The organism is Reyranella sp. CPCC 100927 (genome assembly GCF_007859315.1).
Taxonomy (GTDB): domain Bacteria; phylum Pseudomonadota; class Alphaproteobacteria; order Reyranellales; family Reyranellaceae; genus Vineibacter.
The window spans coordinates 1-22629 of the sequence record NZ_VOHA01000045.1; the positions used below are offsets into that span (position 1 = coordinate 1).

Genomic DNA, 22629 nt, shown 5'->3' on the forward strand with positions numbered 1-22629 from the left:
GGTTGCAGCAGTTCGTGCTGGAGGAGGCGGAGAACCTGCAGTTCGCCGATCCGGCCGTGCGGGGACAGGTGCAGAAGGCCCTGGCGGCGATCGCGTCGAACCGCGCCAAGGATGCGCGCACGGTCGAGCTGACGTCGAAGGGTCAGGGCAAGCGCACGGTGCGGGTGGCGTATATCGTGACGGCGCCGGTGTGGAAGGCGTCATACCGTCTGACGGTGCCGGGCGAGGGCGACGTCACCAAGGCGCACCTGCAGGGCTGGGCCGTGGTCGAGAACATGAGCGGCCAGGACTGGAAGGACGTCGATCTGACCCTGGTGTCCGGTCACCCCATCGCCTTTCGCCAGGCGCTGTACCAATCCTACTACATTGACCGCCCGTACGTGCCGGTCGACGTCGTGGGCCGGCTGATGCCCAAGACCGATCAAGGCACCATGCCGGCGCCGCCGCCACCGCCCGCGCCGGCATCGGCGCCGGCCATGCGCGGACGTGACCAGCGCCAGATGACTCCCGACGGCAAGGTGCTGCCCTACGCGGGGGCGACAGGCGGCGTCGCGCCGGCTGACGCCGTCGCGCCACCGGCCGCACAGGTCGCGGCGCAGGAGGCGCTGACCCAGGTGTCGTTCCGGTTCCCCAACCCCGTATCGGTCGGCAACGGCTTGACGCTGTCGGTGCCGATCATCAACGGCGAGGTGCCGGTGAAGCGCCAGGCGCTCTACCAGCCCGAGACTCACACCCGCAATCCACTGGCCTCGGTGCGCCTGCAGAACGACGGCAGCACCGGCCTGCCGCCGGGTATCGTGACGATCTACGAGCGCACCAGCGGCCAGGTCGCCTATGTCGGCGATGCGCGGCTGTCGGCCTTGCCGGCGGGCGAGAACCGCCTGCTGAGTTATGCGCTCGACCAGAAGGTGGTGGTGAGCGTCGAGTCGACACAGACGGAGACCCTGGTCAGGGGCAGCATCGTGCAGGGCGTGCTGAACTACCAGATGCTGGAGCGCCAGACCGTCACCTATCGCGTGAAGGCCCCGGCCAAGGAGGATCGCCAGCTGCTGGTCGAGACGGCCAAGCTCGACGGCTGGAAGCTGGTGAAGCCGGTTGCCCAGAATATCGGCCAGATCGAGGGCAAGTACCGCATTCCGTTCGACCTCAAGGGCGGCGAGACGCAGACCTTTGAAGTCGTGCAGGAGCAGGTCGTCGACCAGGAACTGGCGCTGACCGACACGGACGAGGAACGCATCGTCTTCTTCGCCAAGGCCAAGGAGTTCGACCAGAAGACCAGGGATGCGCTCAACCGAATCATCCAGCTGCAGAACGCGGTGAAGACAGCGGAGAAGAAGGTCGAGCAGGGCGAGACGCAGCGCACGCGCATCGCCCAGGAGCAGCAGCGCATTCGCGAGAACCTCAAGAGCGTGCCGGCGAACTCCGACCTGCAGCGCCGCTATCTCGCGACGCTCGACAAGCAGGAGACCGAGCTCGAGACACTCGCCCGCCAGCGCGCCGATGCCGAAAAGGCCGTCGACACCGCCCGCGCGGCGCTCGAGGCGTACATCAAGACGCTGGGCTAGGGCATCGTACGGAAAGATTGAACCGCAGGGCGATCGCACATCGCATCGAGATCGCCCTGCGGCCGATCGAGGCGATGGCCCTGTGCTTTCTGTCCACGTACAAATGGCTGGCAACAACCTGCAATGACAGGAGGGTCAGGTGAGCCGGCCGGCCATTTTCTGGGAGGACGTCGAGGCGGGGCAACCACTGCCGTCCTTCACCTACGAGCTTAGCCTGTTGCGCCTCGTCGCGTTCGTTCGCGCGAGCGGGTTGTATGACTATGTCCATTTCGACGGCGACTACGCGCGTGCGGCGGGTGCGAGAGATGCGTTCATCTCCACGCCGCATGTGGCGGGCCTGTTCGGACGGCTGATGACGGACTGGAGCGGTCCGGCGGGAGAAATCCGATCCCTGACCTTCAGCATGCGAACGCAAAGCTGCACCAATGACGTGCTGGCGGTGACCGGACGCGTCGGACGCCGCTACCGCGGACAAGATGGTGCCCACCTTGTCGATCTTGTCGACCTCAACATCGGGCACGCGGTCGCTGCGCAGGCTGCGACCGCAACGGCCACGATGGCCTTGCCATCCCGTTCGGGAGACAAGGCCCTGCCGTTGATCCCCTCCCGCGACGACGACGTCTCTGCGGCGGACGTGCCTGATTTCGCACGTCCCCATCTGGGCACGTCGCGGCCTGGCGGCGCGTATCCGGCGCAACCGCTGACAAAGGCGGAAATCCACCTCTGGTGCGAAGCGCTCGAGGATTGGAATCCGCTCTATTGGGACGAGTCGTCCGCGGCGTCGAGCCCGCACGGCGGAATCGTCGCGCCGGCGACGTCGATGTTTTTCGGAACGGGTTCAGCAGCCAGACTCGGTATCGGCTACATGAAGCCTGGCGAAACCACCCCTGACCCAGTGCGCCAGGGCAAGACGGGCATGGGTCTCTTGCAATCCCTGCGTCACGCATGGGCAGAAAGCGGCACCTTCGCTACGCCGCCGGGTTGCGACGAAATCGCCGTCGTACAGGCTGTCTGTCGTTTCTTCATCCCGCTGCGGCCCGGCGACACAGGGCATACCCAGCTGCGGATGAAGAATTGCAGCCAACGGAAAAAGACCAAGCTGGGAGAGGGCTACTTCATCACCACCGAACGGCTTCTCTACAATCAGCGCAGCGAGCTGGTCCGTACCCAGGAGTTCACGGTCTTCCACTATCACGTGTGAAGGCCCTGGGCGCGCGGGCCGGAGGCCCGCGCTCCCAACACCTCGTCACGCCACCTGGAACACGTTGATGTCGCCCGTGGCGACGACGTCGATGCGGCGGTCCAGGAAATCGGTGTCGTGGACACGCAGCGCTGCCTTCGTGTCGCCCTCGGGCGTACGGGCGATCACGCGCGCGCCGACGGTGTTCTTGCCGATGGCCACGGCATATTGCGGACCGGTCTTGGCGTGCACTACGGTGTAGGTCTCCACGGTCACCGGCCCGGTGTGGCGCTCGTCGATCGTCACTGACGGCACTGCGTCCAGCGCCGACTGCAGGTCGCTCGACGGTTGCACGGTCCAATCGCGTGGCTGCGTGGAATAGACGCCGGCGCTGTACTTGCCCAGCGTGCCGCCGTTGGCGCCGACGAAGCCCTTCTTGCCGGGCTGGCGGCGCAGCCGGCCGACCATCTCGGCCACGCCATGCATGGAGTAGTTGTTGCCCGGCCCGCCAAAGAACGGCAGGCCCCCCGTGACGGTGAAGCCGCGCGGATCGTCCTCTTTCAGCGCCAGCTCGTCGAGCACCACGTTGGCCACCGCGATGGGGAAGCAGCTATAGAAATCGAACAGGGCAATATCGTCGACCGTCGTGTCGGCACCCTTCAGCGCGGCGCGCACCGTGGCATGCGCGGTGGGTGAGGCGCCGATATCCGGCCGCGCCAGCAGACGCTTCTCCGCTGCCTTGGCGTAGCCGTGGAGGTAGACGAAGTTCTCTTCCGGTATGCCCATGGCGCGCGCCGCGGCGAGCGAGGCCACGATCACCGCGGCGCCCTGGTTGACCTGGTCGCGTGCCACCAGCCGCAGCGGGTAGGGGTCGGCGATCCAGCGGTTGGACTTGCCGGGCTCCAGCAGTGCTGCGGCGCTGAAGGCCGGCACGGCCCAGGAACTGTAGGGATTGGCCGCCGCGACCCGCGCGAAGGGCTCGAACAGCCGGCCCATACGCGCGGCATAGTCCTGCTTGGAGAGGCCCAGTCGGCGGCGACGCGCGTTCTCGGCCAGCGCGTAGGATATCGGCGCCCCCAGCACGCCATGGCGGCTCAGCACCACGTCGCGGATTTCCTCCAGTCCGGCCCCGCGGTCCTCGACCTGGCCGCCTGGATTCTCGGCGAAATCCAGCGACTTGCCTTGCGCCTGCGCATTGCGCACCGTGCTGATTCCTTCAGCCCCGCACAGCAGGGCGACCTCGAACTCGCCCTCATAGATGCGCTGCGAGAACTCGATCATCATGTCCTGCGGCGTGTTGCCGCCGGCCTTGGTCCACAGTGCGTAGCCGGGATCGATGTTCAGTCGCCGCGTAATGGAACGCGGGAAGTTGGCGGTCTTGCCGAACGGCGAGGGCCGGCCGGTGTCCTCGAAGGTACGCACCGCGCCGATGGCGCCGACGGCGCTGCGTACCGCGGCGGCGCGAGTCGTGTTCTCGAAGGCGGCTTCCGCTGCGGCGGCGGCCACATCGGACACCGACCAGGTCTTGTAGGACGGCGAATCAATGCGATCCACCGACTGTCCGACCCCGATGACCACCGGCGTACGCGGGTTCAACGTGCGACTCTCAGCCATGCTCATTCTCCTCTCCACACCGGTGTACGCTTCTCGGCGAAGGCGCGTGGTCCCTCCTTGGCGTCCGCCGATTCCATCAGGCGCCGGATCTCCTGCCGCGTCAGTTCCCATGCCGTCTGCTCGGAGGGTATTTCGCCCGAAACGATACCCAGCGCGACCCTTTTCGACGCCTGCACGGCCAGCGGCGCGTTGGCGGTGATCTTCGCGGCGAGCGCCAGCGCCGCATGGAGAACCTGGTCCTGTGGCACCACGGCATTGACGAGGCCCAGCTCCAGAGCGCGCCGCGCCGTGATCGGCTCGCCCGTCAGCACCATTTCCATCGCGAGTTTGCGCGGCAGCTGGTCCAACAGTCTGAAGGCGCCGCCGGCGGCCGCCATGATGCCGCGCTTGACCTCCGGCAGGCCGAAGCTTGCGGTTTCCGAGGCCACGACCAGGTCGCTGGCCAGGGCGATCTCGGTGCCGCCGCCCAGGGCAAAACCGTTGACCGCGGCGATGATGGGCTTGGCGATCGGGAAGCTCACGAAGCCGGCGAATCCGCGCGTCGCGCGGGGACCGTCGGTTGGGCCCAGGCGCTCGCCGCGCGACAGCGCCCGCAGGTCGGCGCCGGCACAGAATGCCTGGTCACCCGCGCCTGTGATGATGATCGCGCGCACGTCGCGATCCTTGTCGGCCGCCTCCAGCGCGTCACCGATTCCCGTCGTGACCGCCATGTTGACCGCATTGCGTGCCTCGGGGCGGTTGATCGTAATGACGACCACATGGCCTTGTCGGCTGACCTTGACCGCGTCCTCATTGCCTTGCGCTGACATGCTCCCGTCCTTCCTGTGTTGGGCCTCGACGCGGCGCTGCACGGTATCCGGCGCCATCACCTTTCGCGCCCGTTAGCCCGGCAAACCCGCGCACGGCCTGCGCCATCTGTTCGCGCGGCCCGACACTGGTGATGATCACATCGACCATGGCCAGCGAGGTGTGGATGTGGCCGCGGGCCTGCAGCTGGGAGACCTTGACGCCGGCGGCGGCAAGGGCTTCGGCGTAGGCGATCCCCTCGTCGCGCAGCGGATCGAATTCGCAGGTCACCACGAGCGCCGGCGGCAATCCGGCCAGCTGACCGCGCAGTGGCGAGGCCCTGGGGTCGTTGCGCTCGGCCGGGCTGCAGTACAGGTCCCAGAACCAGTGCATCATCGCCTTGGTCAGGTGATAGCCCTGGGCGTTCTCGTTGTAGGAGGACCGCGTGAAGTCGTGGTCCGTCACCGGGCAGAGCAACAGCTGGCCGGCGATCTCGGCGCCGCCGCGATCGCGCACCAGCTGGCAGACGACCGCGGCCACGTTGCCGCCGGCGCTGAAGCCGGCCACGACCACAGGTCCCGGCCGGCCGCCGATGTCCGCAGTGTTCCGCGCGATCCAGCACATGGCCGCGTAACCGTCTTCGGCGGCGGCGGGAAAGCGGTGTTCCGGGGCATGCCGATAGTCGACGCTGATCACGAGCATGTCGCTGCGCCGGCACAGGTCACGGCACAGCGGGTCATCGGAGTCGTGACTGCCCAGCACCCAGCCGCCGCCGTGGAAATAGACCAGCACGGCATGCGGGCCCGGCGTGGCCGGCCGATACAGCCGATAGCGAAGCGGTCCGCCGGCACCCGGCAATGTTCCGTCGACGACAGCGCCCACCGGCCTGACCGCCGGCCGGCTGGCGCGCGCCTGGATGACAAAGTCCCGCGCGCCGTCGGCGCCCAGCGACTCCATGGCCGGCAGGTTCAGCTTCGCCATCTCCGCCAGCAGCAGGCGCACGTCAGGCTGCAGGCGTACCACCTCGCCATCGCTGCATGTCGCCTTGCCGTTGGCATCGCCCAGCCGGAAGCCCAGCATGTCGCGGCGGGCGACCTCGTCGCAGATGCCGCGATAGGCGCCCAGTCCGCCGGTATAGGGCATCACGCCGCGCGCCTTGCCGCGCATGTTGGCGCCGGTGTACCAGGTATTGGCCAGACGATGCAGCGTCAGTGCCGTACAGTCGACGGCATGGCGCAACCAGCCGGCCTGGGCCGTCTCGGTGGCCTCGATGGTGGTGAAGCCGGCATCGCGCATGCCGATGAGCCGGTCGACGATCCAGTCGACGTGCTGTTCGATGGCCACCGCCATGTTTGCCAGGACCGAGGGGCTGCCGGGACCGGTGACCAGGAAGAGGTTGGGGAATCCGGCGATCGTCAATCCCAGGTACGTCCTGGGACCATCGGCCCAGGCATCGGCAAGCGTCACCCCGTCGCGGCCAGCCATGGGATGGACGGCGAGCATGGCACCGGTCATGGCGTCGAAGCCCGTCGCGAACACGATGGCATCGACGTCGTAGTCCGCCTTGGCGGTGCGGATGGCGGACCGGGTGATGGTGGTGATCGGCTCGCGGCGCAGGTCGACCAGCTTGACGTTGGGCCGGTTGTAGGTGGCGTAGTATCCGGTATCGAGGCAGGGCCGCTTCGCGCCGAAGGGATGGTCGTGCGGACAGAGCGCCTCGGCGGTCGCCGGATCGTCGACGATCTCGCGGATCTTGCCGCGGATCATCTCGGAGATCAGCGCATTGCCGTCGACGTCGTTGGTGGCATCGGCCCATGCGGTGGAGAAGCCGCCCAGCTCGCCGGAATTCCAGCCGCGCTCGAAGCGCTCGCGCCGTTCGGTTTCGCTGAGCTGCCAACTGAATTCCGTGGGGCGCTGGCGCAGCAGGCCCACCGGGGTCCAGCGCGCCTTCTCGCGATAGCCGGCGCGGTCCCGCGCCAACGTCGCCACCGTCTCGGCCGGCGCCGGACCGTTCAGGGCCGGCAGAGAGAAGTTCGGTGTGCGCTGGAAGACGGTCAAGTGCGCCGCCTGCTGGGCAATCAGGGGGATGGACTGGATGCCGGATGATCCGGTGCCGATCACCGCCACGCGCATGCCGGTGAAATCGACTCCGGCGTGCGGCCACCGCGAGGTCAGGTAGGTCTGTCCCGCGAAGTCCTTGGCGCCATCGATCTCGGGCGGTTTGGGGGCCGACAGGCAGCCGCTGGCCATCACATAGAACCGGCACGACACTGATGGGCCGTTGCTGGTGTCCAGCTGCCATCGCTGCACCGCGTCGTCCCACCGCGCCGCCGTCACGGTCGTCGCGAACCGGATGTCGCGGCGCAGGTCGTAGCGGTCGGCAACGAACCCGAGATAGCGCAGGATCTCCGGTTGCGTGGCGTATTTCTCCGACCACGTCCAGGCATCCTCCAGGGCGGGGTCGAAGGAGAACGTGTAATCCGTTGTGGGAACGTCGCAGCGCGCGCCAGGATAGCGGTTCCAGTACCAGGTCCCACCGACGTCGTCGCCCGTTTCCAGGCCGACGGCCGAAAACCCGGCCTGCCGCAGCCGATGCAGCAAATAGAGGCCGGAGAATCCGGCACCAACGACGGCGACATCCACATCCTGGCTCATCCGATTCCATCCCTCGTCGTTCAAGGCGCTGGGCAGTGTTGGCCGCGTAATATGCCGCGGACGGGGTGCTCGCCGATTGCTTGTACGTCGTAGGAGCAATGTCGATTCGCCTGGTCGTTCTGTCCAAGACGAAAGCCGCGCGAATTTATTCGCTTTCCCAATAGATGGGCATTAGCCTGTCCGCATACGTCATGGACCTCGACCTGAAGACGGCGATCCAATTCGCCCATATCGCGCGCACGCACTCCTTCAGCCGATCGGCGGTGGAACTGGGCGTCTCGCAACCCTGGCTGTCCACCCGGATCCGTCAGCTCGAGGAACGGCTGGGCTGCAGCCTGTTCGAGCGCACGACGCGCCGGATCCGCCTGACACCCGAGGGCGAGCAGCTTCTGCCGGCGGCCGAAGCACTGGCGGCCGGCGCGGCGGAGTTCGAGGCTGTCGCCCAGGGCCTGCGCGACCATCCGCGCGCGCGGCTGCGAATCGGCACGCCGCCCTATGGCTTCATGTTCCCGCAGCGGGCGGAGCTCGTGGAGCGTTTCGCATCGCATACACAGGCGATCGTCGAGCTTGACGTGGGCTGGACCCACAGGCTGATCGACAGGCTTCAGCGGCATGAACTCGATGCGGCATTCGTGATCGAGCCGTTCGACCCGAACGGATTGGAAGTTCTGCCCATCGCCACATTGCAGTTCGTCATCATGATGAGGCGGGATGACCGACTGGCCGTGAAGCGATCGTTGCGTCCGGCCGATCTTGCCGGCCGCCGGATCGGCGCCTTCACGCGCGACCTCAATCCGGGCGTGTTCGACATGTTCTACCCGCCACTGGTCCGTGCCGGCGCCACCGTGATCGAGCTGCCCGAAGTGCGTCGCGCCCTGCTGACGACAGATGACCGCCAGGACACGCTCGTCCTGGGAGCCTTTCAGGCAGCACCGGTCACGGCAGGACCGGATGGCTCGGGTTTGGTCAAGCTGCCGCTGCGTGACGCGCGCACGTTGAAATTTCTGCTGATCCGGCGCAGCAGGGCCAACAGCCGCACCTGCCAGCGCTTCTGGGACATGGCGCGATCCAGCCCGTGATGGGCCGCGCCGCGGCGGCGGCGCAGGCGGCCAGCCGGTTTCAGCCGGGACGACGTTGTGCCCAGGGCCGTGCCGCCTCGAAGGCGGCGCTCGCCTGCAGCACGCCCAGATCATCGAAGCGCGGCGCGACGATCTGCAGGCCGACCGGCAGATTGTCTGCCGTGAAGCCGCACGGCACGCTGACCGCTGGATTGCCCGACCAGTTGAACGGATAGGAGAACTGGATGTAGCGGAAGAACCCCGGTTCCTCCGGCCAGTGTGCCGGCTGCAGCAGGGTGGGAGGAAAAGCGGCGACACTGGCGGTCGGCGTGACCAGGTAATCCCAGTTCTCGAAGAACTCGTGGATGCGCTGACAGTAGGTGAAACGCCGTGTGCGCATGTTCATGAACGTCGACAGCTTGACGTTCTCGACCGAGCGCAGCATCGCCGCGAAACCCGGATCCATCTTGTCTTCCCACTCCGGCAGGAAGCGCGTGTAGCCGGCGAACACGGTGGGCCAGAAGAAATCGACCAGCTCGACCCCTTCGGGACCCCAGGCCGGAGTCACCAGCTCGACCGTGGCGCCCATCTCCTCGAAAGCCTTGACGGCGGTGGCCACCAGCGCGGCGATATCGGGATCGACGCGGGCATGTCCCAGGTCGGGGCTGAAGGCAATGCGCTTGCCTTTCATGTCAGCCTGCAGCGTCGCGGCGTAGTCCTGCGGCGGGGTCTCGAGCGTGGTGTAGTCCCACGGGTGCGGGCCGGCCATGGCTTCCAGCATCAGCGCCGCGTCGGTCACGGTCCGCGTGAGGGGGCCCATGTAGGTTGCCAGGTCATTGTTCGACATCGGCCAATTGGGAATACGGCCATGCGTCGGCTTCAGGCCGAAGACGCCGTTGAAGTGTGCCGGCAGGCGGATCGAGCCGGCACCGTCGCCGCCCTGGTGCAGCGGACCGTAGCCGGCCGCGGCACCCGCGCCGGCACCCGACGACGAGCCGCCGGCGCTGGTGCCGTGCTTCCAGGGGTTGTGCGTGATGCCCGTCACCGGGCTGTGGCTGACGCCCTTCCAGCCGAACTCGGGCGTCGTCGTCTTGCCCAGCATGATGCAGCCGGCGTCGTGCAGGCGCGACACGCAGGGCGCGTCGACGTCGGGGATCGTACCCTTGAAGATGTTGCTGCCTAAATCGGTCTGCACGCCCTTGGTCTGCTGCAGGTCCTTGATGGTGACCGGGATGCCCTCGAGCTTGCGTGGATCGCCGCGCTGCAGCGCCGCCTCGGCCTTCTTGGCTTGCGCCCGCGCGTGATCCGCGGTCAGGCGCGCCATCGCGTTCAGCGTCGGTTCTGACTTTTCGATATGCCGCAGGACGGCGTCGACGACCTCGACCGGCGAGATCTCCTTCTTGCGGTACATCGCCGCCAGCGTGCTGGCCGGCAGATAGCCGATATCGGCATCGTTCATGGTCGTGGGTCTCCCTAGGTGAATGTCTTCATGGTGAGCTTGTCGAACCATGAAGGCGACGCACGGGTCGTGGTGCGACGCTTCATGGTTCGACAAGCTCACCATGAAGCTATGGATCAGCTTGCCGTGTGGATCATGCCGCGATGGACCGGGGTCGGAATACCTTCCATGCGCGCCTTCAGCTGCAGCGCGAGGTAGCGCGAGTAGTGCCGCGACTGGGCGAGGTTGCCGCCGTGGAACCATAGCGCCTCCTGCGCCGTCGGCTTCCACATGTTGCGCAGCTCGCCTTCCCACGGGCCGGGATCTTTGTTGGTGCCCGAGCCCAGGCCCCAGCATGGGCCGACCGCGTCGGCGACCTCGGGCGAGATCAGCGCTGCCGCCCAGCCGTTCATCGAGCCGTAGCCGGTGGCATAGACGACGAGATCGGCGGCCAGGCTTGTGCCGTCGCTCAGCACCACCGAGTCCTCGGTCAGGCGCTCGATCGTGACGCCTGATTTGAGCTTGATGCGGCCATCGGCAATCAGCTCGGACGCGCCGACATCGATGTAGTAGCCCGAGCCGCGGCGCAGATACATCGGCCCCAGGCCCGACTCGTCCTCGCCGAAGGTCAGCATGAACCCCGCGTGGCGCAGGCGTTGGTAGAAGGGCGCGTCGGCGTCCTGGATCTTGCGGCACACCGGAATCTGGAACTGCGGCACCAGGCGATAGGGGATCGACGCCACGGTGAGATCGGCCATGTCGGTGGTGATGCCGGCCTGCACCGCTTCCTCTGAATAGAGGCTGCGGCCGTGCTGTTGCTGCGATTCGGAGCGCACGACCAAGGTCGGCGAGCGCTGCAGCATGGTGACCTCGGCGCCGTACTCCCACAGGTCGGCCGCGATGTCGTGCGCCGAGTTGTTCGAACCCACAACCACGCACTTCTTGCCGGCGAAGCCTTCGCCACCGGGATGCCGGCTGGAGTGATGCTGCATGCCCCTGAAGCTGTCGGCGCCCGGGTAGTTGGGCGTGTGCGGTACGCCCGACATGCCGGTGGCGAGCACGAGCTGCTTGGGACGCAGCTCCACGCGCTCGCCGTTGCGCTCGACGACCACCGTCCATTCGCCGCGTGCGGCATCGAAGCTCGCCGCGCGGCATGCAGTCGAGGGCCAGTAGTTCAGCTCCATCAGCCGGGTGTAGGCCTCGAGCCAGTCGCCCATCTGGTCCTTGGGCGTATAGACCGGCCAATGGTCGGGGAAGGGCAGGTACGGCATGTGGTCGTACCAGACCGGATCGTGCAGGCAGAGCGACTTGTAGCGCTTGCGCCAGGCATCGCCCGGCCGCTCGTTCTTGTCGATGATCAGGGTCGGCACGCCCAGCCGCTTGAGCCGTGCGCCGAGTCCGATGCCGCCCTGGCCGCCGCCGACGATCAGGCAGTAGGGCTGCTGGCTGTAGCCCAGCGCTGCCTCCTCCATGGTCCTGCGATCGGACCAGGTCTCGCGGCCGCGGATGGCGCCGTGAACCGTGCCCAGCGGCCGCGTCGCGCCGCGCTTTTCTTCGAAGCCCTTCAGCTCCTGCAACGTGGTCAGCACCGTCCACGCCTTGCCGTCGCGCAGCCGCACATGGCCCTTGCCGCGGCCGTTACAGGTGTCGAACGTGAACCACGCCTCGGTGATGCCGTTGGTGGTGCGCGGGGTACCTTCGATGGCGACGGTCGTCGGCTTCACCTGCGCCAAGGTCGCGGCCAGCATGCTCCGGATGCCGGCACGGCCCTCCACCGTGACGATGTTCCAGGTGAAGGACACCAGGTCGCGCCAGTAGCTTTCGTCGCCGAACAGGGCGAGGATCGCCGTCATGTCCTGCCGCTGCAGGGCCTCGCCGAAAGACGTCAACCAACGCGCACTCTGCGCCGTCGCTTCAGAACCGCTCATGATGCTTGTGTTCAACCCGTTCGCTGCAGGGCGATGGTGCCGCCGCCCCTCATAAGCGGTTGCGTCCGTCGCCGGGACGTGGACATATATGATATATTCTTTGATCGAACCCACCTTGGCAAGGAACAACTTCCCATGACGGCAGGCGTACGCGGCGGCATTTCCGGGGCTGATATCTGGCGCGACGCCTGGGGCATCCCGCACATCAAGGCGCGGTCGCAGGCCGAGGCGTTCGCCGCGCTGGGCTTTGCCCACGCCCAGGACCGGCTGTGGCAGATGGAGGCGCTGCTGCGCCGGGGTACCGGGCGCTACGCCGAATGGATCGGCCCGGCGGCGATCAAGGCCGATGCACTGGCGCGCCGTCTCGACACCGTAGGCGCCTCGCAGCGCGACTATGCCGCCTTGGGCAGCGAGGCGCGCGCCATGCTCGAGGCCTATGCCAGCGGCGTGAACGCCTTCGTCGCGACGGGATGTCGTCCGGTGGAATATGGCCTGCTCGATGCCCAGCCGGTCACCTGGCAGCCGTGGCATTCCATCGCTGTGATGCGCCAGATCGGCTTCCTGATGGGCTCGGTGTGGTGGAAGCTGTGGCGCGCCGCGGCGCTGCCGATCGTGGGCGCCGAGGGCATTGCGCGGCTGCGCTACGAGGATGGCGGCAACGAGCTTCTGTGCCTGCCGCCCGGGCTGGAGAAGGGACCCTTCAAGGCCGCGATGGCCGACCTGCGGCCCGGCATCGAGGCGCTGCTGGAGACCGCAGCGATCGATGTCAGCGGCGGCGGCAGCAATAACTGGGCGCTGGCGCCCGGCCGCACCGCGACCGGCCGGCCGCTGCTGGCGGGCGATCCGCACCGGGTGCTGGAAATGCCCAACATGTACGCGCAGGCCCATCTGGCGTGCGATGATTTCGATGTCATCGGCCTGACCGTGCCGGGCGTGCCGGGCTTCCCGCATTTCGCCCACAACGGCACCGTCGCCTGGTGCGTCACCCACGCCTTCGTCGATATCCATGATCTCTACGTCGAGCGCTTCTCCGCCGATGCGCAGAGCTGTCTGTTCAAGGACCAGTGGGAACCGGTGCGCCGGCGCACCGAGCGCATCGCCGTGCGCGGCGCCGAGACGGTCGAGGTCGACGTCGTCGAGACGCGGCACGGGCCGGTCATTGCCGGCGATCCCGCAACGGGCACGGCGCTGGCGTTGCGCTCCATGCAGTTCGCCGAGACCGACCGGTCGTTCGACTGCCTGATCCCGATGCTGCGTGCGACCAGCGTCGCGGCGCTCTACGAATCAACGCGGGAGTGGGGCCTGATCGACCACAATCTGGTGGCGGGCGATACCGCTGGCCACATCGGCTACCGCGTGCGGGCCAAGGTGCCGCGCCGCCCGCGGTCCAACGGCTGGCTGCCGGTGCCGGGCTGGACCGGCGCACACGAATGGGACGGCATCGTCGATTGGCACCGCATGCCGGCCGCGATCGATCCGGCCGGCGGCGTCGTGGTCACCGCCAACAACCGCGTCGCGGCCGAGGGGGACGACTATCTCTGTACCGACGCCATGCCGCCGCATCGCGCCCGGCGCGTCTGGCAGCGCCTGGCGGCGCTGGCATCGGCCTCGGTCGACGACATGGCTGGCGTCCATCGCGATGTGGAGACGATCCCCGGCCAGGAACTGCGCGAGCGGCTGCGCAAGCTCCCCGTCGCCGATCCGCAGGCCGCCGCCCTGCAGCGCAGTATCCTCGACTGGGACGGGCGCATGGCGGCGGACTCGCTGGGCGCCAGCGCCTATGTCGCCGTGCGCCTGGCGCTGACGAAGCTGGTGGCCGATCGCAGCGGCCTGCGCGCCGTGGCGCAGAGCCCCTGGGCCCAGGTGCCGCCCGGCACGGTGGCCGAGAACCAGCTGTGGTGGGCCGTGCCGGGCCTGCTGCGCGCCGACGATGCCACGTTGCTGCGGGGCGCATCGTGGGACGAACTGTTGCGCCTGGCGCTGGCGCAGGCATCGGCCACGCCGCTGGAGCCGTGGGGCGTAGCGCATAGGCCGCGATTCACGCATCCGCTGTCGGCGACATTCCCGGATCAGGCCGCCGAACTGGACCGTTTGTCGGCGCCGGTCGGTGGCGACAATGACACGGTCTTCGCCACCGGCTGCGTCGCGGCGATCGGCACGCGCGCGGTTTATGCCTCGCTGTCGCGCTACGTCTTCGACGTCGGGGCGTGGCAGAACTGCCGCTGGATCGTCTTCCATGGCGCCTCGGGCGAGCCGGGCAGTCCCTGGCATATGAACCAGAACGCGGCCTGGGCTGCGGGCGAGATGGTGCCGATGCTGTACGACTGGGCGGCCGTGACCGCCGGTGCCACCCAGCATCGCCATCTATCCTTCCGCGATGGCCGCGTGTATGTCTCGCAGCCCTGAGGCGAAACCGCTAGGAGCCCCGATGCTGTCCGGACTGACCGTAAGCAGCCGCGAGAACCTGACCTCGCGCGTCTACGCCCAGCTCCGGGAGGCGTTGATGGCCGGCCGCTTCTGGCCTGGCCAGCGGTTGCGCATCCAGGAGATTGCCCAGGCGATGGGCGTCAGCCAGACGCCCGTGCGCGAGGCGATCATGCAGCTGGTGCGCGAGGGCGGCCTGGAGATGCGCTCGAGCCAGGCCATCACGGTCACCAACCTGTCGCTCACCCGCTACAAGGAGCTGCGCGAGGTTCGCCTGCTGCTGGAAGGCCTCGCCACCGAGAAGGCGACACCGCTGCTGACCGCCAGCGATTTCGCGCGGCTCGACGAGTTGCATCACCAGCTGGTCGCGGCGGAGAAGGGGGGCGACCACGAGGCCGCCCACTTCACCAACTTCCATTTCCATTTCCTGATCTACCGCGCCTCGCAGATGGTCGACCTGGTGTCGCTGCTGGAGAGCGCCTGGCTGCGCAACGGGCCGTTGCTGAAGTTCCTCTACCCGCATGCGCCGCCGACCTACAGCGGGCCGCACCAGCATCTCACCTTGATGAAGGCGTTACGCCGGCGCGATGCTGCGGCGGCGCGCCAGGCCATCCAGGACGACATCATCGAAGGCGGCGCGCGGCTGGTCGCCCTGATGGAACAGATCGCGGCGGGCGAGGTTGAGCTGCTCGACATGCCCGACGGCAGCTTCCAGCTGAACTTCCGCGCCCAGGGCCGGCGCAAGCGGCGGGCATGATCCTGGGAGCGCGGGCGTCCCGCCCGCGCTCCCGGGACCTACGAATCCGCTTGATGTAAAGAATATATCATATACTTTTTAGTCATCGTGGTGGGAGAGTGCTGACAATGAACGTCCCTGTCGATACGCCGGACCGCAAGCTGCGGGCGCGGGCCCAGCGTGTCATCCCCGGCGGCATGTATGGCCATATGCGCGCCGCCCGGCTGCCGGCGGGCTATCCCCAGTTCTACGAGCGTGCCGAAGGTTGTCATCTGTGGGACGTCGACGGCCGGCGTTACGTCGATTTCATGTGCGGCTGGGGCCCGATCGTGCTGGGCCACAAGCATCCGGCCGTGACCGAGGCGGTGCAGCGCCAGATGGCGGCGGGCGATTGCATGAACGGCCCGACCGAACGCATGGTCGAGCTGGCCGAGCGCTTCGTCGGCCTGGTGCCGCACGCCGACTGGGCGATCTTCGCCAAGAACGGCACCGACGCCACCACGACCTGCGTGACCCTGGCGCGGGCCGGCACCGGCCGGCGCAAGATCCTGGTGGCCAAGGGCGCCTATCATGGTGCCGTGCCATGGTGCTCGCCCTATCCGCTGGGCGCCACCGCCGAGGACCGCGCGCATCTGATCACGTTCAACTACAACGATGCCGCCAGCCTGGAGGCGGCCGTCGACCAGGCCGGTGATGATCTGGCCGGCGTCGTGGTATCTTCCTTCCGCCATGACTACGGTCTTGATCAGGAATTGCCGGATGCCCATTTCGCGCGCCGTGCGCGCGAGCTGTGCGATGCCAAGGACGCGGCGCTGATCCTCGACGACGTGCGCGCCGGCTTCCGTCTCACCATGCATGGCAGCTGGGACCTGATCGGCGTGCAGCCCGACCTCAGCGCCTGGAGCAAGGCGATCGCCAACGGCTACGCGCTGGCCGCGATCCTGGGCAACGAGCGCTTCCGCGACGCCGGATCGCAGGTCTACATGACCGGCTCGTTCTGGTGCAGCGCCGTGTCGATGGCGGCGTCGCTGGCGACCATCGATGAGCTGGAGCGCATCGATGGCCCGCGGCGCATGGGCGAGATGGGCCTGCGGCTGCGGCAGGGAATCGCGGCGCAGGCGGCGGCAGCCGGCATCGGCGTGCGCCAGAGCGGCCCGCCGCAGATGCCGACCCTGCTGTTCGATAACGATCCCGACGGCGCCGAGGGCGAGCGCTTCACGGCAGAGGCGCTCAAGCATGGCGTCTATCTGCACCCGCGCCACAACATGTTCCTGTCGGCAGCGCACACCGAAGCCGATATCGACTTCGCGCTGGAGGCCACGAAGAGCGCTTTCGCCGTGCTCGCCGCCACGCGGTGATGTCGCCTGTCGGCACGCCGCTGTTCCGGGCGCTGGCATGCGAATTGAATATATATGATACATCCTTATGACAGGATCGGTTGAAGGGGTGGAAATGGCATCGGTGAAGCGGCGGGATTTCTCGCGGGGGATGTTGGGCCTGGGGGCGTTGTTCCTGGGCGCGCTGACACTGGCGCCGGCAACGGCGAGCGCCGAGGCGGCGCCCAAGAAGGGCGGCACCCTGATCTACGCGACGCTGTCGGGGCCCGGCACGCTTGATCCGCATGTTTCATCCAGCGCCGTCGAACTGGAGGTCATCCACAACGTCTTCGAAGGGCTGGTGGCGCTCGACAACCAGAACGCCACCCGACCGATGCTGGCCACCAAGGCCACGATGTCGGCGGATGCGAAAACCTACACCTTTGAGCTGCGCCGCGGCGTGAAGTTCCACAACGGCGATGAGCTCACGTCGGCCGACGTCAAGGCGTCGCTGGAACGCTACCAGCGCGTCAGCCCCAACGCCAAGAACCTCGCCGACGTCGAGCGCTACGAGACGCCCGATCCGTACACGGTCGTCCTGCACCTGAAGGCGCCGAACGTCGTCCTGTTGGATGTGCTGAAGTCGCCGATCTTCCCGTTCATGATCCTGCCGGCATCGCAGCAGGACAAGCCGGCGCGCGGCATCGACGTGATCGGCACCGGCCCGTTCTCCCTGGGCGAGTGGGTCAAGGACAGTCATCTCGTCATCAAGCGTTTCGACGGCTACGTGCCCGACACCAGCGCGCCCGGGCGCGACGGATATGCCGGGCGCAAGACAGCTTATCTCGACGCCGTGCGCTATCGCTTCATCCCGGAGGCGACCACCCGCATCGCGGCGCTGCAGACCGGCGAGGTCCAGCTGGCATCGAGCATCCCCACCGAGCTGCGCGATCGTATCGAGCAGCGCAAGGAGCTGGCCGTCCGCGAGGTATTCCCGGTCGGCGGCACCTACGTGATCGTCAATTCGCAGTACGGCTTGACCGCGAACGTGCTGATGCGCCAGGCCATCGGGGCTGCGATCGACATCACCGAGATCACCGACGCCACCGGCGGCGTCAACAAGGCCAATCCGTGGATGTCGTTTCCCAACACGCCGTACTACCTCGGCGAGAGCGCACCGACGCCCTGGTATGACGTAAAGAGCCCGGCCAAGGCCAAGGAGCTGCTGAAGAAGGCGGGCTACAAGAACGAAAAGATCATCATCGAGACCAACAGCAACTACCAGTGGATGCGCACGACCATGCTGGTGGTGGCCGAGCAGCTCAAGCGCGCCGGCATGAATGTCGACGTGAAGGTGGTCGACTGGACCACCAACGCAGCCCACATGCAGCAAGGCACCGGCGAGTGGAATCTGTCGACCACGCTGTTCGGCCCCGATCACATCCTGGGCCCGCAGCAATGGCGGCCGATGATCTATGCCTTCCCCAGCATCAAGGGCAACGACGCACTGGATGCGGCCTATCAGGCCTTCTTCGCCGCCGCCGACCTCGAGAAGCGCCGCGCCGCCTGGCTGAAGATCCAGCAGCAGGTCCTGGGCGATGCCTACATGATCAAGATCGCCGACTCCGGCCGTCTCAGCGGCTACGCCCGCAAGCTGATGGGTCAGACCGATTACCCCGGCATCCTGCAGCTGTGGGATGTCTGGCTCGACCAGGCGGGGTGAGGCGTTGACGTTGGGTAGGGACACCAGCTTCATCCGGAGGCGGTCGCGCGCCTCTCGTCGTCCTGAGCGCAGCGAAGGACCTTGCGGTCGTGCGGTCACAGAATGGCGGCGCAGATGACTCTCCGACGTCATTCTTTGGTTGAACCACCGCAAGGTCCTTCGCTGCGCTCAGGACGACATGAAGGAGGAGGGCGCTGATGGCGCGTCTCACCCTGATGAAGCTGCTGCAGGCCGTGCCGGTGATCCTCATCGTGTCGGTCCTCGCCTTCCTGCTGATGAGCCTGCTGCCGGGCGATCCGGCCGTCGTGATCGCGGGCGACCAGGCATCGCCCGAGGCCATCGAGCAGGTCCGGCGCAATCTCGGCCTCGACCGGCCGTTCCTCGAGCAGCTCGGCATCTGGTTCCTGCATCTGCTGCAGGGCCAGTTCGGCTCCTCGCTGATGTTGAACCAGACCGTTCTGTCGGCCATGGGCGAGCGGCTGCCGGTGACATTGTCGCTGGCCGGCTTGTCGATCGCCATCACCTTGCCGATCGGCATCTTCGTCGGCTCGATCGCGGCCTACTACCGCCAGACCTGGGTCGATTCGCTGATCATGGGCGTGGCGCTGCTCGGGGTCTCGATCCCCGGCTTCTGGATCGCGATCCTATCCGTCATCGTCTTCAGCGTGATCCTGGGCTGGCTGCCGTCCAGCGGTTACGTGCCGATCGACCAGAGTGCGATCGAATGGCTGCGCGCCATGATCCTGCCCGCGATCATGCTGTCGCTCTTCCAGATCGGCTTCCTGGCGCGCATGACCCGGTCGGCCATGCTCGACGTGCTGAGCCAGGATTTCATCCGCACCGCGCGCTCCAAGGGCCTGAGCGAGTGGACGACGGTGGGCAAGCATGCCTTCCGCAATGCGCTCATCCTGGTCATCACCACCATGGGCATCCTGCTGTCGACGGCGCTGGGCGGTTCGGTGGTGATCGAGCAGGTCTTCGCGCTGCCGGGCGTCGGCCGGCTGGTGGTGCAGGGCATCCTGGCGCGCGACTACCCGCTGGTGCAGGGCGTCATGCTGATCTACGGCTTCGTCTTCGTTGCCATCAACCTCGCCGTCGATCTGCTCTACACCGTCGCCGATCCGCGGGTGCGCTATGACTGAGCTCGCCCTGCCGATCAATCAGGCCGCGTCGTCGCCGGTGCTGGCGCCGCGGCGGCGGTTCATGGCGCTGCGGCGGCTGGCGGCGCATCGCTCGTTCCAGATCGGGCTCTGCCTGGTCGTGCTGCTGGCCGTGGCGGCGATCTTCGCGCCGTTCATCACTGGCATCGATCCGTCGGCCATGAAGGTGCGGCTGCGCTTCAAGCCGCCGTCCGAGGCCTTTCTCTTCGGCTCCGACAGCTTCGGCCGCGACGTGCTGACGCGTGTGCTCTATGGCGCGCGGGTGTCGCTGTGGATCGGCCTGGTGGTGGCCGTGCTGTCGGGTCTGTGCGGCGCCATCATCGGCGTTCTGGCGGCACAGTTCCGCGGGTTTGATGCGCTCCTGATGCGCCTGATGGATGCGCTGATGTCGTTTCCCGCCATCCTGCTGGCGCTGGGCATCACCGCGGCACTGGGGCCGCGCATGGAGAGCGTGATCATTGCGCTCACCGTGGCCTACGTGCCGGCCGGCGCCCGCATCGTGCGCGCCTCGGCCCTCGTGGTGCGCGAGCTGGACTACGTGCAGGCCGCCCGCATCGCCGGCGCCAGCGACCTGCGCATCATGTTCCGCCACATCCTGCCCAACAGCGTCAGCCCGCTGCTGGTGCACATGACGTTCGTGTTCGCCTATTCGATCCTGGCCGAGGCTGCGCTGAGCTTCCTGGGCGTCGGCGTGCAGCCGCCGACGGCGAGCTGGGGCAACATCATCGCCGAGGGCCGCGACTACGCCACCGAGGCGTGGTGGGTGATGCTGTTCCCGGGCCTGGGCATCAGCCTCGCCGCACTCGGCCTCAACCTGCTGGGCGACGGGCTGCGCGACGTGCTCGACCCGCGCCTGAAGGCAGGTTGATGATGGTGGTTTTCCTTTTCGGACCGCGCGCGTCCACGCGCGCCATCGCTCGCAGCGAAGCGGAGAGCGACCTCATGTCGGCGCTGGCGCGCCGATGCGCGCGTGGACGCGCGCGGTCCGAAACAAGGACCACGCTATGACCGCATCACCCCTGGTGTCGATCGAGGACCTGACGGTGCAGTTCCGCACCGATCGCGGCTGGACCACGGCCATCGAGGGCGTGTCGTTCGATGTCGGCGAAGGCGACTGCGTCGGCGTGGTGGGCGAGTCGGGCAGCGGCAAGAGCGTCACCGCGCTCTCCATGCTGCGCCTGCACGCGCGCGGCACCTCGCGCTTCGCGCGCGGCGCCGTACGCTATGGCGGCCAGGACCTGCTGCGGGCGCCGGAACGCAACCTGCGCAAGATCCGTGGCCGCGACATCGCCATGGTGTTCCAGGACCCGATGTCGTCGCTCAATCCGGTGCTGTCGATCTGCGATCAGATCGCCGAACCGCTTTGCCTGCACCAGGGCATGAGCCGCACCGCTGCACGCCAGCGCGCGATCGAGCTGCTGGATCTGGTGCGTATCCCCGATGCTGCGCGCCGCGTCGATGAATACCCGCATCGCCTGTCGGGCGGCATGCGCCAGCGTGTGATGATCGCGATCGCCATCGCCTGCCGTCCGCGGCTGCTGATCGCTGACGAGCCGACGACGGCGCTGGATGTCACCATCCAGGCCCAGATCCTGGAACTGCTGCGCGACCTGCGCGCCGAGCTCGGCATGGCGGTGATGCTGATCTCGCACGACCTGGGCGTGATCGCCGAGTTCGCCAAGCGCGTCATCGTCATGTACGCCGGGCGCATCGTCGAGGACGCGCCGGTCGACGTGCTGTTCAACGCACCGCGCCATCCCTACACCGAAGGCCTGATGGCCTCGATGCCGGCTCTGGAAGGCGGCACCGAGCGGCTCTACGCCATCCCCGGCCGCATCCCCGATCCCGATGAGCCCATCGCCGGCTGCCGCTTCGGGCCGCGCTGCACGCACATCAAGCCGATCTGCCAGGCGGCGGTGCCCGAGCTGGTCGCGATCGACGCCACACATCGGGTGCGCTGCACGCCGCGCACCCGCACCGCAGGGACGACCTGATGGCCGACGACGTCCTGGTCGAGGTGCGCGACCTCGACATGGCCTTCAAGATCAAGGGCCAGCGCGGGCAGCCGGTGATGCTGCACGTGTTGCACAAGCTCACCTTCGACATCGGCCGCGGCGAAACCCTGGGCCTGGTGGGCGAGTCGGGCTCGGGCAAGTCGACGGCGGGACGCATCCTGGTCGGGCTGTTCGAGCCCACCGGCGGTTCGGTCAAGCTGTTCGGACAGTCCATCACCGGACCCGGGCGGCGCGCCAACCTCGCCGACGTGCGCTCGCGCCTGCAGTTCGTGTTCCAGGATCCGCACGCCGCGCTCAACCCGCGCCTGCGCGTGGGCGCGTCCATCGCCGAGCCCATCGACATCGCCGGCACGATGTCGCGCCGCGACCGCAACGATCGCGTCAAGGAACTTCTGGAGATGGTCGGCCTGCCGCGCGACAGCGCCGAGCGGTTCCCGCACGAATTCTCCGGTGGCCAGCGCCAGCGTGTCGTCATCGCCCGCGCGCTGGCGCTGGCCCCGGCCTTCATCGTCTGCGACGAACCGGTGTCGGCGCTGGATGTGTCGATGCAGGCACAGATCATCAATCTGCTGATGGATCTGCAGGCCCGCTTTGGGCTGAGCTACCTGTTCATCGCCCACGACCTCGCCGTGGTGCGCGCCGTCACTCACCGCGTCGCGGTGATGTATGCCGGCTCGATCGTGGAGGTCGCGCCCAAGAACACGCTCTACGATCAGCCGCAGCATCCCTACACCCAGGCTCTGCTCGATGCGGTGCCGCGCCCCAACCCGGCGCGCGTGCGCCCGCCGGTGATCGGCGGCGAGGTGCCCAGCCTGCTGACGCCGCCGCCGGGCTGCCGCTTCCACACGCGCTGCCCGCACGCCATGCCGCGCTGCCGTATCGACGTGCCTGAACTGCGCGAGACGGCGCCCGGCCGACAGACGGCATGCCACCTCTACGACAGCGATACGTCATCCCGGGCGCCCCTCCTGTCATGTGTGGACGGCCCCCGTTTCGCAAGGGGAATCGAGCAGCGAGTATCGGCGACGAAG

At 67.6% G+C, this 22629-nt stretch carries 15 protein-coding genes and 1 pseudogene; 11 read left to right on the forward strand and 5 right to left on the reverse strand.

Annotated elements, in window-relative coordinates; translation table 11 throughout:
• A partial coding sequence (locus FQU96_RS41570; RefSeq protein WP_178131194.1) for a DUF4139 domain-containing protein occupies positions 1-1565 on the forward strand: 1565 nt, incomplete at its 5' end.
• A gap of 139 nt (positions 1566-1704) precedes the next feature.
• The gene (locus FQU96_RS41575; RefSeq protein WP_146547339.1) at positions 1705-2766 is read left to right on the forward strand and encodes a MaoC family dehydratase N-terminal domain-containing protein; all 1062 of its coding nucleotides are present in this window, start codon (positions 1705-1707) and stop codon (positions 2764-2766) included.
• 45 nt (positions 2767-2811) lie between these two features.
• On the opposite strand, the gene FQU96_RS41580 is transcribed toward FQU96_RS41575, so the two are convergent.
• From FQU96_RS41580 to FQU96_RS41590, 3 genes are read right to left on the reverse strand one after another with little or no spacing between them, the layout of a single operon-like run.
• On the reverse strand, positions 2812-4359 hold the full coding sequence (locus FQU96_RS41580; protein WP_146547340.1) for an acetyl-CoA acetyltransferase: 1548 nt from the start codon (positions 4357-4359) through the stop codon (positions 2812-2814).
• A 2-nt stretch (positions 4360-4361) separates the two neighbouring features.
• Positions 4362-5168 carry a crotonase/enoyl-CoA hydratase family protein gene (locus FQU96_RS41585; RefSeq protein WP_146547341.1) on the reverse strand — a complete coding sequence of 269 codons (807 nt, stop codon included), beginning with the start codon at positions 5166-5168 and terminating at the stop codon, positions 4362-4364.
• Positions 5149-7800 carry an alpha/beta hydrolase fold domain-containing protein gene (locus tag FQU96_RS41590; RefSeq protein WP_146547342.1) on the reverse strand — a complete coding sequence of 884 codons (2652 nt, stop codon included), beginning with the start codon at positions 7798-7800 and terminating at the stop codon, positions 5149-5151. Before FQU96_RS41590 ends, FQU96_RS41585 begins: the two co-directional genes overlap by 20 nt.
• A gap of 191 nt (positions 7801-7991) precedes the next feature.
• Here FQU96_RS41590 and FQU96_RS41595 point away from each other — a divergent pair, with 191 nt between their 5' ends.
• Positions 7992-8879 carry a LysR family transcriptional regulator gene (locus tag FQU96_RS41595; RefSeq protein ID WP_178131196.1) on the forward strand — a complete coding sequence of 296 codons (888 nt, stop codon included), beginning with the start codon at positions 7992-7994 and terminating at the stop codon, positions 8877-8879.
• Positions 8880-8919: 40 nt separating this feature from the next.
• On the opposite strand, the gene FQU96_RS41600 is transcribed toward FQU96_RS41595, so the two are convergent.
• Both FQU96_RS41600 and FQU96_RS41605 read right to left on the reverse strand, forming a co-directional pair.
• Entirely contained in the window at positions 8920-10317 is a 1398-nt protein-coding gene (locus FQU96_RS41600) for an amidase (protein ID WP_146547344.1), read from the reverse strand.
• A gap of 116 nt (positions 10318-10433) precedes the next feature.
• Entirely contained in the window at positions 10434-12224 is a 1791-nt protein-coding gene (locus FQU96_RS41605) for an NAD(P)/FAD-dependent oxidoreductase (RefSeq protein WP_146547345.1), read from the reverse strand.
• Positions 12225-12359: 135 nt separating this feature from the next.
• Between FQU96_RS41605 and FQU96_RS41610 the strand changes: the two genes are divergently transcribed.
• From FQU96_RS41610 to FQU96_RS41645, 8 genes and pseudogenes are all read left to right on the forward strand, one after another.
• Entirely contained in the window at positions 12360-14630 is a 2271-nt protein-coding gene (locus FQU96_RS41610) for a penicillin acylase family protein (protein WP_178131198.1), read from the forward strand.
• Between the two features lie 22 nt (positions 14631-14652).
• Positions 14653-15405 carry a GntR family transcriptional regulator gene (locus tag FQU96_RS41615; protein WP_146547347.1) on the forward strand — a complete coding sequence of 251 codons (753 nt, stop codon included), beginning with the start codon at positions 14653-14655 and terminating at the stop codon, positions 15403-15405.
• A gap of 98 nt (positions 15406-15503) precedes the next feature.
• Positions 15504-16742: an aminotransferase class III-fold pyridoxal phosphate-dependent enzyme gene (locus tag FQU96_RS41620; protein ID WP_178131200.1), complete on the forward strand. Its 1239-nt coding sequence runs from the start codon at positions 15504-15506 to the stop codon at positions 16740-16742.
• A gap of 94 nt (positions 16743-16836) precedes the next feature.
• Entirely contained in the window at positions 16837-18423 is a 1587-nt protein-coding gene (locus FQU96_RS41625) for an ABC transporter substrate-binding protein (protein ID WP_178131202.1), read from the forward strand.
• A gap of 197 nt (positions 18424-18620) precedes the next feature.
• On the forward strand, positions 18621-19565 hold the full coding sequence (locus tag FQU96_RS41630; RefSeq protein ID WP_146547350.1) for an ABC transporter permease: 945 nt from the start codon (positions 18621-18623) through the stop codon (positions 19563-19565).
• A complete protein-coding gene (locus tag FQU96_RS41635; RefSeq protein WP_146547351.1) occupies positions 19558-20451 on the forward strand; it encodes an ABC transporter permease in 894 nt (297 codons plus the stop codon). The genes FQU96_RS41630 and FQU96_RS41635 overlap by 8 nt, the downstream gene beginning before the upstream one ends.
• 136 nt (positions 20452-20587) lie before the next feature.
• Positions 20588-21577 carry an ABC transporter ATP-binding protein gene (locus FQU96_RS41640; protein WP_146547352.1) on the forward strand — a complete coding sequence of 330 codons (990 nt, stop codon included), beginning with the start codon at positions 20588-20590 and terminating at the stop codon, positions 21575-21577.
• A pseudogene (locus FQU96_RS41645) lies at positions 21577-22536 on the forward strand (ABC transporter ATP-binding protein); the annotation flags it as partial. The gene FQU96_RS41640 and the pseudogene FQU96_RS41645, both read left to right, overlap by 1 nt.
• Positions 22537-22629 lie beyond the last annotated feature (93 nt).

Bases quoted from the DNA above. Each gene is read 5' to 3' on its own strand.
- FQU96_RS41630 (WP_146547350.1), top strand. From the start codon at position 18,621: ATGGCGCGTCTCACCCTGATGAAGCTGCTGCAGGCCGTGCCGGTGATC.
- FQU96_RS41605 (WP_146547345.1), bottom strand. From the start codon at position 12,224: ATGAGCGGTTCTGAAGCGACGGCGCAGAGTGCGCGTTGGTTGACGTCT.
- FQU96_RS41625 (WP_178131202.1), top strand. From the start codon at position 16,837: ATGGCATCGGTGAAGCGGCGGGATTTCTCGCGGGGGATGTTGGGCCTG.
- FQU96_RS41615 (WP_146547347.1), top strand. From the start codon at position 14,653: ATGCTGTCCGGACTGACCGTAAGCAGCCGCGAGAACCTGACCTCGCGC.
- FQU96_RS41640 (WP_146547352.1), top strand. From the start codon at position 20,588: ATGACCGCATCACCCCTGGTGTCGATCGAGGACCTGACGGTGCAGTTC.
- FQU96_RS41610 (WP_178131198.1), top strand. From the start codon at position 12,360: ATGACGGCAGGCGTACGCGGCGGCATTTCCGGGGCTGATATCTGGCGC.
- FQU96_RS41590 (WP_146547342.1), bottom strand. From the start codon at position 7,800: ATGAGCCAGGATGTGGATGTCGCCGTCGTTGGTGCCGGATTCTCCGGC.
- FQU96_RS41595 (WP_178131196.1), top strand. From the start codon at position 7,992: ATGGACCTCGACCTGAAGACGGCGATCCAATTCGCCCATATCGCGCGC.
- FQU96_RS41635 (WP_146547351.1), top strand. From the start codon at position 19,558: ATGACTGAGCTCGCCCTGCCGATCAATCAGGCCGCGTCGTCGCCGGTG.
- FQU96_RS41600 (WP_146547344.1), bottom strand. From the start codon at position 10,317: ATGAACGATGCCGATATCGGCTATCTGCCGGCCAGCACGCTGGCGGCG.
- FQU96_RS41580 (WP_146547340.1), bottom strand. From the start codon at position 4,359: ATGGCTGAGAGTCGCACGTTGAACCCGCGTACGCCGGTGGTCATCGGG.
- FQU96_RS41585 (WP_146547341.1), bottom strand. From the start codon at position 5,168: ATGTCAGCGCAAGGCAATGAGGACGCGGTCAAGGTCAGCCGACAAGGC.